We start from the raw sequence: 12,263 nt of genomic DNA, 5'->3' as shown, positions 1-12,263 counted from the left end.
CTCTCGTAAGGCGGGGGTTCTCGATAGACGATGCAGAACGTTCGTTCTTGTCGCGAAGATTGTCCGGGTGTCCGCTACCTGCTCTTTGAGGAACCGGGGTCAGGGGCAGGATCCTCCGGCTCAGTGGTGTCCTCGGTAGCCGTCGGGCGGGGCGGCTGCGGGCTTCCTGCGGCGACGAGGTGCACCAGCTGCTCGTGTGTGACGTCGGCCGAGGTGCCCTGCCAGATGGTTCGCCCTTGCCGCAGGACGTGGAAGCGGTCGCCGAGGGCGTACAGCTCCTCCAGGTCGTCCGAGACGACGAGGATGGCGGCGCCGGCCGCAGCACGCTCACGCAGCAGGCGGTGGATCTGGGCTTTGGTCCCGATGTCGACGCCGGCCGTGGGCTGATCGATGATGAGCACGTCGGGTTCGGCGGCGAACGTCTTGCCGAGTACGACTTTCTGCTGGTTGCCGCCGCTGAGCGTCGCGGCGTGGGCGTCGATGTCGCCGGGGTGGATCTCCAGGTCTTCGACGAGCCGCTTGCCCAGGCGTCGGACCGCACGCTGTGGCACGACGCCCCAGCGGCCGAGTCGCTCGTGCATGGCCATGAGACTGAGGTTCCGCGTCAGCGGGGCGGACAGACTCAGTCCCTGGTGCTTGCGGTCCTCGGGGATGAGCGCCACCCCGCGGGCGATGGCCATGCGCGGGTTCGCAAAGGCCACCTTCTGTCCGTGCAGCCGAAGGTGTCCGTCTGTGGGCCTTTCAGCACCAGAGAGGACCCTGCAGAGCCTGGTCCGGCCGGATCCGACGAGGCCAGCCACTCCCATGATCTCGCCCACGCGCAGACTGATGCTGACCTGGTTGAGACGAGGTCCAGCGCTCACCCCGTCCGCTTCCAGCACCACAGGCTGCTCATCGTCAGCGCGGTGAGCAGCGACCTCCTGATCCAGGGTCTGCTTGAACTTCTCCCCCAGCATCAGTGCGCCCATCTGGCTTACCGATAGCGTTTTCGTGGGCTCGGAGGTGATGGCTCTGCCGTTGCGCATCACGGTCAGCCAGTCGGTCACCTCCCTCACCTCCTCGAGGAAGTGAGAGATGAACAGGAGCCCCACCCCGCGGTCGGCCAGTTCCCGCACGACCCGGAACAGGGACTGGCGTTCGGCCTCGGACAGGCGGGCGGTGGGCTCGTCCAAGATGAGTACCTTCACGTCGTCGGCCAGGGCCTTGACGATCTCGATGCGCTGCCGGATCGCAGGGCTGAGTGTGCCGACGGTGGCGTCGACGCCTTCGCCGATCTCGATGCCGACCTGTTCAACCAGGGCCTCGGCGCGGCTGCGGACGGCGCGAGTACTGTAGCGCCACCGTCCGGGTTCCTGTCCGAGCAGGAGGTTCTCGGCGACCGTCATTTCGGACACGAGGCTGAATTCCTGGTGGATGACGGCGATGCCCTCGGCCCTGGACTGCCGGGGGCTGCCCAGCGCCGCGCGCCTTCCATCCAGGGTGACCAGGCCACTGTAGTCGGGGTACAGGCCGGCCAGCGTCTTCACCAAGGTCGACTTCCCTGCGCCGTTCTGGCCGATGAGCCCGTGAACCTGGCCGGCCCGAACCTGGAGATCTACGTGGTCAAGGACAACGGCCGGTCCGAACTGCTTGGTTACGCCCGAAAGCTGAAGCCTGACGTCGCTGGGCATGGACACTCAATTCCTCTGTGTGCGGGGTGGCGTGTTCGTGGGGGGCGCAGATCGTGTGAACGAAGCGGCACCGGGTCGGCCCTGCGCGCCTGCGGTGTGGGGGCAGGCGCGCAGGGCTGTCAGGTCAGCCGCTCCACTCGGCGGGGTTAGCGTCGACGTTGTCGTTGGTGATCAGGGGCAGCGGGATGTAGTAAATGGGCCGCTTGACCTTGTCCTTCTGGCCGGACAGCCAGTAGTGCGCATACTGGGCGCCGAGCTTCCCCTCCAGGATGGGGCTCTGGTTGACGGTGCCGTACAGGGCGCCGGACTTGATGGCCGCCTCGACCTGCTTGGAGTAGTCGCCGGCGATGAAGCGGATGTCCTTGCGCCCGATCTTGCGTGCGTACTGGGCGCCGACGTACATCTCGGGTCCTTCGGCGACGATGGCGTCCAGCTTGCCCTTGGGGTACTTGGACAGCAGGTCCTGGGTGACGGACAGGTTCTCGTTGTTCTTGAAGTTGTCGACGGGGGTCGCGACGATCTTGATGTTGGGGTGGCTCTTCAGGACGTCCTTGATGCCCTTGAGCCGTTCGACCTGCGGGGTGTCGCCGAGCGGTCCGAGTTCGATCGCGATCTTGCCGCCGTTCGGGAGGGTCTTCACGATGAGCTTGCCCTCGCCCTGGCCGTACTGGCGGTCCGAGGCGCCGATGTAGGTCACGAGGTCTGCGCCGGAGTGCAGTTGGGCGTTGAGTGCCATCACGGGGATGCCGGCGCGGTTGGCCTGCTTGATGGCGGGGATGACCGCGGTGGGGCTGGAGGAGCACACCAGGATCAGGTCCACGCCGCGTGCCACCAGGCTCTGGACGTTGGCGGCCTGCTTGGCGTTGTCGAGGCTGCCGTTGAGGACGACGGTCTTCATGCCGTGCCGCTTCGCCTCTGCTTCGAAGGCGGACTGCATCGAGGCGAGGAAGGGGATCTCGCTGTCGGCGTTGGCGAGACCGATGGTGAAGGTCTTGTCCTTGCCTGCGGCGGCAGAGCCGCTGTTGTCCTTTCCGCCGCAGCCGACGGTGAGTCCGGCGAGGAAGACGGCGGCGGTCACAGCTGCCAGACCGCGTCTGAAAGTGCGGAAGGTGCGGGTGGATGCGGACATGGTTCTCCCTTGGGCGTTGTGCGAGGTCGCAGGAATGAGGGCTGTGGGTACGGAATGCGTGTCCGCGGCGCGTTGGGGGCAGGCCTGGACGTGCTGGTCGGCGCTCAGGCTGATGCCGACTCGGTCAGTGGGGTGGTGGGGGGTGCGCCGGGCGCGGCAGGCGGCGGGGAAGTTTTCCTGCCGCGCCCCGCGCCGTCATGGAGCCGGCTGTAGCGGTCGATGACGACCGCCATCATGATCACCAGACCGGTGACGGCGGGCTTCCAGAAGGGCGAGACGTTGAGCTGGTTGAGTCCGTTGGAGATGACGCCGAGCAGGAGGGTGGCGGCGAGGACGTCCTCGATGCGGCCGACTCCGCCGGTCAGGGCGATGCCGCCGACCACGCAGATGGCGATGGCCTCCAGCGGCCAGTCGGCTGCGGCCGAGGGCTGCCCGACGTCGGTCTGGCCGAGCAGCAACAGGCCCGCGCCGCCGGCGAGTAGTCCTCCGACGGCGAAGGCGAAGATCTGCACGCGCTGCACCGGGACACCCGACAGGTGGCTGGCTTCGGCGTTGCCGCCCACGCTGTAGATGTAGTGCCCGTACTTGGTGCGGGTCAGCAGGAACCACACGGCGAGCAGGCAGCACATGAACACGGCGAAGATGACCGGGATGCCGGCGACCCGGGAGTTGGCCGCGCTCTCCAGCAGGGGGGTCACGCCTTGCTTGGACTCCGCGCCGGTGGCGACGAACAGCAGGCCGGAGACGATGCTGGCCATGGCGAACGTGGCGACGAAGGCGTTGATGCGGACCTTGGCGATCAGGATGCCGTTGGCGATGCCGACCGTGATGCCGACGAGGAGTCCGGCGGCGACCATCAGGACGGTGCCGTGACTGCTGGACACGACGGCGCCGACGACCGATGCGGCGGCTCCGACGGTGCCGACGGACAGGTCGAAGCCACCGGAGATCATCATGACGGCCATGCCGCAGGCCACGATGCCGATGATGGCGTTCTGCTCGAGGATGTTCTCCAGGTTCACCGTCGAGCGGAACGTCGGGGATACGACCATCAGCACGGCGGTCACGAGGGCGAACACCAGCCAGAGACCGAAGCGGCGCAGTAGGCCGCTCGTGATTGCGCTGTTCCTCATACCGGCGTGTTCTCCTGCTCCGTGATGTCGACGACCGTGCGGCGTTGAGCGACCCCTGCGGAGCGGATGACGTTCAAGGCAGCGGGCGAGACCTGCTTCAAAGCCACAGCGCCCGGTCGGCGATCCGGCACTGCCGCAAGGTTCACCGCGTGTACGGCGCCAAGGGCGCCCGCGCCGATGAGACCTACTTGCATCTCCAACCTCGTGTCTTTCTCAGATCGTTGGGGCCTTCCCTGCGGCTACAAGCAGCGAGCCCCTGCGGGGCGCAGACCCACCGCAGCGGGCCGAGCAACATCGCCAGGCCTGCCCTGCGGCTAACTGGTAGTGTCTGGTCATGACCAGTTGGGGAGAGCATGGGCCAAGGGGCGGGGCGTGTCAACCCGCCTGACCACAAGAGCGCAAAGACTGGCAAGCCGGACTGTCGCCTGCAGGAAACTCGGGAGTGGGGCGAGTTGCGCCGCCCCGGGGCGAGGACACGACGGGCACCCACGAGTGGGGCAGACGGCGCCCCGGTGAAACCGCTCTCACGTCGTCGTCGATGAACTGCCGTCCGTGGCCTGCTGGGCGAATTCCCGCTGCACGGCTGCAAAGTCTTCAAACGCGTCGCACTCGCTCGGCGCATTCAGAGCGTTCAGCAGCGCCCGAGCCGAGTAGGACGACCGTGTTTCCGACAGGGTGAATGAGAGCCAGTGCGGCCAACGAGAATGGGAGCCACGTTGCTCCAGCCGGGGTGTGGACGGGCAACGGATCGGCAAGCGAGGCAGCTTGAGAGCCTCGGGTCCTGCTGGCCTACGTCCCTGACAGGCGTGGACCTTGAGGGCCCGGCTCTATTTTCCTATGCCCTTGTTCGCAGCGCTGACGCGGGCAGAAGGGCGATGACCACGCGGTTGGCCACGGCGCCAAAAGGCACGTCCCACAGGCCGAGTACTGCAAGGAGGAGCACCGCCCACCACGCCCCTTGAACCCTTGCAGCGAATGTGATGCCGGCAGCGAGATAGGCAGTGGCATATCCGACAAACGCGACCTTGACCAGCGTCGACCGTGGGTCGAGGCCCCCTGCGGACAGCAGGCCGGCTTCGCCGCGGTGAGGGGCTTGGTGCGGGCGGCCTTGAAGCCGTGATGATCGCTGGGTTGTCGGGGCCGTTGTCCAGGCCAGTGAAGCCGAGGTCGCCGATGGCACCCAGCTCGGCGGCCCGCAGGCGCTCGACGAGTTGTTGCAGCGGGCCGTGGTGATCTCCGAGGAACGTGGTCCCAGGCGGGCCGCGGAGAGCCACGACAGCTTGCCCTTGTCATCGGTGAGCGCGAGGAAGAGCAGGCTGTGGGCCTTATGTTTATCGCTGTAGTTTCGCCGGTTGTCCGCTCCAGTGCGGATGAGGGTGCCGTCCAGCAGGACGACGTGGCCACCCTCTCGGGTGACTTTCTTCAGCGCGGCGTCCAGGCGCTCGGCCCGCGCGGCGAGCAGACCAATCACCTCAATCACCCAGCGGCGCACCGTAGTGGCGGAGATACGGTTGCCCCCCGCCATATCGGAAAGCCGCTGGTCATGGCGGAGAACAGCGAGGACGATTGTGGCGATCTGCCCGGGCGGCAGCTTCCGCCACCGCGAGCGGATCTTCTTCAGATGGCCGCGCACGTCAGAGTGGCCGTGGACAGCTGCAGGCTGGACTGGTAGACAACCGTTTCGGCGGCCCCGGTGGGGCTGGTTGTGTTCGCATATGACATCAACTGCCGCCGGGAGAGTAGACGTTACGGCCCGAACGGCATGCTGTGGGTGGCGGGCCCGATTCACAGCGTGGTGGTGAACTGCGAGCCCGCTGAGAACCGACGTCAGGCGTAGTCCTGCTCCCCGCCTGCCTGTCCGTCCCGACTGGTCGGCATCATTGTCGGGGGGCTCCGGCCCACGTTGGTGGCCAGCCGGGCGCGCCACTCCTGCAGGAGCAGGTCGTTGAGGTTCTCGTCGACGCCGTAGATGGTGTTCCGCTCGACGGCGATCTCCTCGTCGAGGAGATCGAGGGCCTCCTGGTAGTCACCGTTGCGCTCCAGCGCCCTGATCAGGGAGGTGCGGACGTGGCGGGTTGCTTCGTGCCGCCTCGGGCCGAGAGCCTGCGACTCGGCACACAGGGCGGTCAGCCGGCGGATCCCCTCGGGCGCGTCGCCGTTCTCGCACAGGTACTCGGCGAGGGTCCGCCGCGCGTCGTGTGGGTCCTCGTGGTCGGGGCTGTACATCTGGGTCAGGTCCTCGACGAGGAGCCGCGCCTCGGCGACGGCGCCGTCCATGTCACCGACGACGCTGCGGCGCCAGGCCAGGGTGCGGCGCGCGGCCAGGGTGTCGGTGTGATCCGGTCCGAACTCAGCCGTGCGGGCGGCGACCTCCGACTGCGCCATCCGTACGGCGCCGGCGGTGTGGCCGTCGTTCATCAGCCAGGTCTGCATCGTCCGGCGGGCGCTGACGGTGTCCGGGTGCCAGGGGCCGAGCGTGGCGGTCAGACACGCCAGGCTTTTCTCTGCCTTGGCCCAGGTCAGTGTCATGGGCCGGTCGAAGTGCCTGAAGCGTCGGTTGATCCACCAGGTGCGAGATGTACGCCGTCTCATCCCCGTCCCCGCCTCTGTCCGCACCGCGGCATCAGAACGCTCTTGCTTGTTCCCAGGCGCCCCACGGGTGGCCGGACAGCTCAGGCGCGAGAAGGCACCTGGCTTGCGTGCCGCGGTTTCAGGGCCGAACTTCCGCCCAGTAGGTGGCGCCTTGCGTGTGGGTATACGTGCCATGTCGAACGCAGAGGGCGGCGACGATCTCGAGTCCGCGGCCGTGTTCGTCATCCGCCTCCGACGTTCCGGAAGCATGTCGGGCGCCGCTGTCCGAGACCTCGATGCGCAGGCCGTCGGTCTCGTTGTCGCAGTGGACATGCAAGATCACTGGGGGCAGTGCATGGACAACCGCATTGGTAAGCAGTTCGGAGGCGACGAGCAGCGCATTGTCGAGGGTGATGCCAATCGTGCAGCGGGGTGCCAGGAAAGCGCGCACATGGCGCCGTATCAGCGGTACCTCTGCGAGATCAGAGCCGTTCACCGACAGCACCAGGCAGGCTGCGGTTTCGATGGCTGCACGGCTGGGGTTTCGCGTTTCCCCGCGGGAGAGGTCGGTGACCGTCGAGGACGCACCGTAACTGGGCGCCGTTCCCGTCTGCGAGGGTGCTTGAAGTGCCATGGCGGTCCCGGCTTCCCATCGATGCAGACCTACTGGTAATTACCAGCTATATCCAGTTTTAGAGCCCTCATGGGTACCTGTCAACGGTTAGCGGAAAATACCCGAAGATGCCCGACTGCTCCGCCCTCGGCTGGTGGCCGCCACCGGGGCCGGGAGCCTCGAAGTCGTGTAATTCGGCTCGGCGACCACGGAGGTTTCCACCCAGCGGCGTTTGCGTCGTCAGCGTTTGTGGCGCTGTTGCGCCCGTCGCCGAGCTCGGTGATGCCATTGCTGAAATGTTGCCAGCGGTTGGCCGTTCTCCAGCCAGGGCCAGGCGGTGGCGAAAGGGCCGATCATCTGGAACACCGGCCATGCCTCGTCAGGGCGTGTGGCTGTGACCAGCACGTAGGCGAGGAGGTTCAGGTCGGCGAGCGCGGCTGCGTGTGTCAGGTAACCCGGCTGAAGCCAGTCGGCGAGAGCTTGGTCGATCAGCCCACGTTCCTGAGGCTGGCTCCAGTGACGGTGCGCCGTCAGCGCCGTGATTCCGCCGGCTTTCTGGAGGGCGCAGTACAGGGCAAGGCTGGCGGTCAGGGCCAGGGCCGCAACCGGCGCGCGCGGGGGCGCCTGGGCCCTGACAGCATCACTGAAGGACAGAACCTGTGCATGAGAGCCGCACTCGTCAGGGGACAGGTAGCGGAGTATTTGCAGGTGGGCTTCTCGGTTCCACGGATCGCGGGCTTTGATCTCGTCCCAGAGCGGGCGCAGGGGGGCAGTCGTGGAGTGGATGTGCCGATAGCAGGTGAGCATGCCCACCCAGGGAGCCGGATCGGGGGGCAGGAGCGCGGCTGCTTGTCGGCACAGAGCAATGACGTCCTGGTCGGTGCGGTCGGCGGCTGACTGTGCCAGCGCGGCATAGGCCTGGAACAGCAGGGCATCGGGGGAATCCGGGCGTCGTGCACGCCATTGGCGGGCCAGGACAGGAGCGTCGGGGAGGGCGGCGAGAACGAGTAGGCGGTGCATGCGCCTGTCCCAATCCTGGCCGGGGTCGCGTAGCGCCTGTTCGATCGGATAGGTCAGGGCGCCACGGTCGTTGGCTTCGGCCAGGTTGTCGCCCTGAGCAGCGATCTGGGCTTCGAGGTGGGAGAGGACTCGCGCCAGGTCGCTGTCGTCCAACTCTGGCACCAGGCGGCGTGGCGGTTTCCTGCTTCCTTGACGGAACACGGGGATCACTCTTTCGTGGTGGACAGTGCGGCAGCCGAAGATGGATGCTGCCTCCGCGGGAGAAGGAGGTAGTGCGCTTGAGGCGCGTCATCTGCCGCCAAGGGCGGGTTCGGGCGTGAGCTCGGTGAAAGTGAAGGCTTCCGTCGTCTCAAGGGCATGGAGGGCTGCACCGAACAAACCGGCATCCGCGCCGAGCGGCGAGATCTCCACGGGGGGTGCTGACCGCCAGGCCAGACGGCGTTGCAGCGCCGTGCGAACCGGCTCGGACAGGAGAGGTCCCGCGACGCTCATGCCCCCAGCCAGGACGATCTTCTCGGGATCGAGCAGGACAGTAGTCATGGCGAGCGCGCGGCCCAGGGCATCGGTCGCCTCGGCCCAGACGCCCGCCGCGGCGGGGTCGCACTTCAACCGGGCGGTCACGTCGGCTGCGGAATCGGCGTGCTTGCCGTGACGGCGGTAGCGGTCAACGACGGCCCGGGCCGCGGCGTAGGCCTCGACGCAGCCGCGTTGTCCGCACTGGCAGAGTTCACCGTCCGCGTGGACGCAGATATGGCCGAACTCGCCGGCCATGGCCTGCGCGCCGCCGATGAGGACGCCGCCACTGACGATCCCGGCTGCCACCCCGGTGCCGAGGACAACGACCAGAAGATCCCGGCAGCCGTTGCCGGAACCGAGCCGCTGCTCGGCCAGGGTGGCAGCCCGGACGTCGTGTTCAAGGGTGACCGGCAGGCGCGTACGGTCTGCCACCGTGCGGGCCAGCGGTGCGTCGTACAGCCTGAGGTTCGCCGCGAAGCGGACCACTCCCGTGGCGCGGTCGATCAGTCCCGGGGCGCACAGGCCCACGGCCACCGTCCCGGGCCGGGTGAGCGCGGCGGCAGTTTCGGCGACTGCGGCAAGAACTGCCTCCGAGCCGTCACCGGCGGGAGTGGGGACACGCAGCCTTTCCTCTGCTCCTCCCTGAGCGTTGATGCGGGCCGCCTTGATAGTGGTGCCGCCCAGATCGACGGCAACCACGGTAGAAGAGTCACCCATCAGTACCCCTGGCCGGCCGGCTTGTGGCGAGCCACGTACCGGTAATAGGGCTGATCCCGGAGCTGCGAGGCCGCCAGTTCATCCAGCACGACGGTGACGTGGGGATGCAGCTGGAGGATCGACGCCGGGCAGTGGGCGCTGACGGGCCCCTCAACGGCGGCCGCAACGGCCTGGGCCTTGTGGGGGCCGGTGGCGATCAGGATGAGGTGGCGGGCTTCCCCGATGGTGGCCAGCCCCTGGGTGATCACGTGCCGGGGTACGTCCTCCGGGTTTTCGAAGAAGAGCGCATTGGCGCGACGGGTGGCGTCCGTGAGTGTCTTCAGGCGCGTGCGTGAGGCCAGTGAGGATCCTGGCTCGTTGAAGCCGATGTGACCGTTGACGCCGATACCAAGAAGCTGGACGTCGACGGGGCCGCCTGCGGCCAGGGCCGCTTCGTAGCGGCGGGCCTCGGCGAGCGGGTCGGCTGTCGTGCCTGAGGGGGCGTGAACGCGATCGGGGTTGAGGTCGGTGCGGTCGGCGAGTTCGCGACGGATGACGTGCACGTAGGACTGAGGGTGCTCCGGTGGCAGCCCAACGTACTCGTCGAGGAGGAAGACATCGACGTCGGCGAGGGTCAACCCTTCTTCCCTGTGCCGGCGGCCCAGGTCGCGGTAGGCGCTCAGGGGGGACAAGCCCGTGGCCAGGCCGAGGGTCTTGGCACCGTTGAGCAGAGCACGATGCACGATGCCGGCCACGGTCTGTCCTGCCTCGGCGGCATCGGTGCGGATCACGACCTCCATGCCGGTACTCCCGTCGTGAGGTGCCCGCATCCCGGCAAGACCGGTCGGGGATCGATGGGCCCGGTGATGAGATGAGAAGACTTGTTCACAAGGACTGACTGATCACTTTCTGCGCAACGGCGTGGCCTTTTTCGGTTCGGCGGTGTTCAGGGCCGCCGACCCAGCTCCCGGCATTGCCCCAAGGTCGAGCAGGCGAGTCGGTCACGGACGGCGGCAACGGCTGGGGCCGCCATGGACAGACTGGTCCTGTGCGGGCCGACCAGTGCCGACGCCAGGAGCGGATCGGCGGCCGCTTCTCGGCAGACGCCTGCCACGGGCCGGTCATGGTCGATGGGGGCGCAGCCCACCTGGTTGACGAGGCAGAGCCCTGGTGGCTGCCAACGGTCGAGCAGGCCGACGAGTACGTAGGTGCGATGGTCGGGATCCGTCACCGGGGGTCTGATCGGGATCGCTGGTGACCGGGGGTGCTAGCCTGACCAGCGGCGCACAGGCGAGACCTGGGCCAACGCGGTAACCGGACATGGTTGCAGGGGCCGCGACGTGGGCCAGCTGCTCCGCCGCTTCAGCCTGGTCGCCATCGCTGCTCGGCGCACCTGATCGCCGTACCGGCCACCGAGTGTCATCGCTCCGGGCAGGCTGCTGGCAGCAACCGGTTCCGTTTCTCCGCGGACGGTGCTGACGCACACGGGGGCATGGCTGGCGGCCTGGTGAAGGTGATCGCGGAGCCCGGGTGTCAAGGTCGCTGCGTAAGCCGATCGCTACAGGGTGCTGTGCCATGAGGCGGGGCCTTTCCTGGGGCAGGCGGAGACGTCAGGAGGAGACGGCGTCAGCCTGGTCCTGCTCGGTGACTTCTTCGCGGCCGGGCGTGCGCAGGTTCCAGCGGCGGATGACGAAGCGGAACAGCACGTAGTAGAGGGCGGCGTAGCCCAGGCCGATGGGGATGAGCAGCAGGGGATGGGTGGCCTTGCCCCAGTTGACGACGTAGTCGATGAGGCCGGCGGAGAACGTGAATCCGTCGTGAATGCCCAGCGCGTTGACCAGGGCGAGCGAGGTGCCGGTCAGGAAGGCGTGGACGAGGTACAGGGGCCAGGCGACGAAGAGGAAGGAGAACTCGATCGGTTCGGTAATGCCGGTGACCATGCTGGTCAGTGCGGCGGAGAACATGATGCCGCCGACCGCCTTGCGCTGCTCGGGCCTGGCTTCGCGCCAGATGGCGAGGGCGGCGGCGGGCAGGGCGAACATCATGATCGGGAAGAAGCCGGTCATGAAGATGCCTGCGTGGGGGTCTCCGGCGAAGAAGCGGTTGAGGTCGCCGTGGGCGCCGTTGTAGTCGCCCAGGATGAACCACACCACGGAGTTGAGGATGTGGTGCAGGCCGAAGGGGATCAGCAGCTTGTTGGCCATGCCGTAGATGCCGCCGCCGACGATGCTGTTCTGGTCGACGGCCTTGCCAACGGCGGTCAGGCCGCTGTTGAACAGCGGGTAGACCAGGCTCATGACGACGCCGACGACCAGAGCCGTGAACGCCATGATGATGGGTACGAGTCTGCGGCCGCTGAAGAATCCCAGGAAGGGCGGAAGCGTGGTGCGGTAGAAGCGCTGCCACAGCACGGCCGCCAGCAGGCCGATGACGATGCCACCCAGCACCCCGAAGTTGATCGTGGCCTGGGCCCCTGAGGGATCCTTCACGCCCTTGAGGACGACCGGGGACATGGCAGCGAACACACCGTCCAGGACCAGATAGCCCACGACCGCGGCCAGTGCCGTGGAGCCGTCGGCTTTCTTCGCGAAGCCGATCGCAATGCCGACGGCGAAGATGAGAGGCAGGTGCGTGAAGAGCGCGCCCCCGGCTGCCGAGATCACCGCGGCCGCGTCCTTCAGGCCGGAGAAGCGGCCCAGGACGTCGTCCTGTCCCAGCCGCAGCAGAAGCCCGGCGGCAGGCAGTGTCGCGATCGGCAGCATCAGGCTGCGGCCGAGTTTCTGCAGGCCTCCCAACCCTGACCGGCGGGATGCGGGAGCGGGTGTGCTTGCACTCATAACGACCTCATGGGTGTGCGTGCTGGAGGTAACGGCCGTGGCAGACAGGCGGGCCGAGATCCGGCTGTGAGCGAACCG

At 67.5% G+C, this 12,263-nt stretch carries 10 protein-coding genes; all 10 read right to left on the bottom strand.

The annotated features are described in order from the left end of the window. Positions 1-74: 74 nt before the first annotated feature. Positions 75-1,670 (bottom strand): sugar ABC transporter ATP-binding protein, encoded by a 1,596-nt coding sequence (locus Q8A52_RS42610; protein ID WP_316762478.1) that lies wholly within the window; start codon positions 1,668-1,670, stop codon positions 75-77. 124 nt (positions 1,671-1,794) lie between these two features. After that, positions 1,795-2,799 carry a sugar ABC transporter substrate-binding protein gene (locus Q8A52_RS42605; RefSeq protein ID WP_316762475.1) on the bottom strand — a complete coding sequence of 335 codons (1,005 nt, stop codon included), beginning with the start codon at positions 2,797-2,799 and terminating at the stop codon, positions 1,795-1,797. A gap of 104 nt (positions 2,800-2,903) precedes the next feature. Then, positions 2,904-3,932, bottom strand: coding sequence for an ABC transporter permease (locus Q8A52_RS42600; protein ID WP_316762473.1), 1,029 nt, complete (start codon positions 3,930-3,932; stop codon positions 2,904-2,906). A gap of 835 nt (positions 3,933-4,767) precedes the next feature. Then, positions 4,768-5,565: a hypothetical protein gene (locus Q8A52_RS42595; RefSeq protein ID WP_316762469.1), complete on the bottom strand. Its 798-nt coding sequence runs from the start codon at positions 5,563-5,565 to the stop codon at positions 4,768-4,770. Between the two features lie 194 nt (positions 5,566-5,759). After that, entirely contained in the window at positions 5,760-6,461 is a 702-nt protein-coding gene (locus tag Q8A52_RS42590; protein ID WP_316762467.1) for a hypothetical protein, read from the bottom strand. Between the two features lie 181 nt (positions 6,462-6,642). Continuing rightward, complete coding sequence (locus Q8A52_RS42585; protein ID WP_316762465.1) at positions 6,643-7,137, bottom strand: ATP-binding protein; 495 nt, start codon at positions 7,135-7,137, stop codon at positions 6,643-6,645. 219 nt (positions 7,138-7,356) lie between these two features. Continuing rightward, entirely contained in the window at positions 7,357-8,298 is a 942-nt protein-coding gene (locus tag Q8A52_RS42580; RefSeq protein ID WP_316762577.1) for a hypothetical protein, read from the bottom strand. Positions 8,299-8,424: 126 nt separating this feature from the next. After that, the gene (locus tag Q8A52_RS42575) at positions 8,425-9,369 is read right to left on the bottom strand and encodes an ROK family protein (RefSeq protein WP_316762463.1); all 945 of its coding nucleotides are present in this window, start codon (positions 9,367-9,369) and stop codon (positions 8,425-8,427) included. After that, positions 9,369-10,148, bottom strand: a complete 780-nt coding sequence (locus Q8A52_RS42570) for a glucosamine-6-phosphate deaminase (protein WP_316762461.1) — start codon at positions 10,146-10,148, stop codon at positions 9,369-9,371. Before Q8A52_RS42570 ends, Q8A52_RS42575 begins: the two co-directional genes overlap by 1 nt. An 810-nt stretch (positions 10,149-10,958) precedes the next feature. Further along, positions 10,959-12,185, bottom strand: a complete 1,227-nt coding sequence (locus tag Q8A52_RS42560; protein WP_316762459.1) for a PTS transporter subunit EIIC — start codon at positions 12,183-12,185, stop codon at positions 10,959-10,961. Positions 12,186-12,263: the final 78 nt, after the last annotated feature.

This window comes from Streptomyces herbicida (assembly GCF_032656585.1).
Classification (GTDB): Bacteria; Actinomycetota; Actinomycetes; order Streptomycetales; family Streptomycetaceae; genus Streptomyces; species Streptomyces herbicida.
Note: the sequence above shows the minus strand (reverse complement) of the source record. Positions and strands in the feature narration are given on the sequence as shown.

Coding starts and splice junctions, on each gene's coding strand:
- Q8A52_RS42610 (WP_316762478.1), bottom strand. CDS start 1,670: ATGCCCAGCGACGTCAGGCTTCAGCTTTCGGGCGTAACCAAGCAGTTC.
- Q8A52_RS42605 (WP_316762475.1), bottom strand. CDS start 2,799: ATGTCCGCATCCACCCGCACCTTCCGCACTTTCAGACGCGGTCTGGCA.
- Q8A52_RS42600 (WP_316762473.1), bottom strand. CDS start 3,932: ATGAGGAACAGCGCAATCACGAGCGGCCTACTGCGCCGCTTCGGTCTC.
- Q8A52_RS42590 (WP_316762467.1), bottom strand. CDS start 6,461: ATGACACTGACCTGGGCCAAGGCAGAGAAAAGCCTGGCGTGTCTGACC.
- Q8A52_RS42585 (WP_316762465.1), bottom strand. CDS start 7,137: ATGGCACTTCAAGCACCCTCGCAGACGGGAACGGCGCCCAGTTACGGT.
- Q8A52_RS42575 (WP_316762463.1), bottom strand. CDS start 9,369: ATGGGTGACTCTTCTACCGTGGTTGCCGTCGATCTGGGCGGCACCACT.
- Q8A52_RS42570 (WP_316762461.1), bottom strand. CDS start 10,148: ATGGAGGTCGTGATCCGCACCGATGCCGCCGAGGCAGGACAGACCGTG.
- Q8A52_RS42560 (WP_316762459.1), bottom strand. CDS start 12,185: ATGAGTGCAAGCACACCCGCTCCCGCATCCCGCCGGTCAGGGTTGGGA.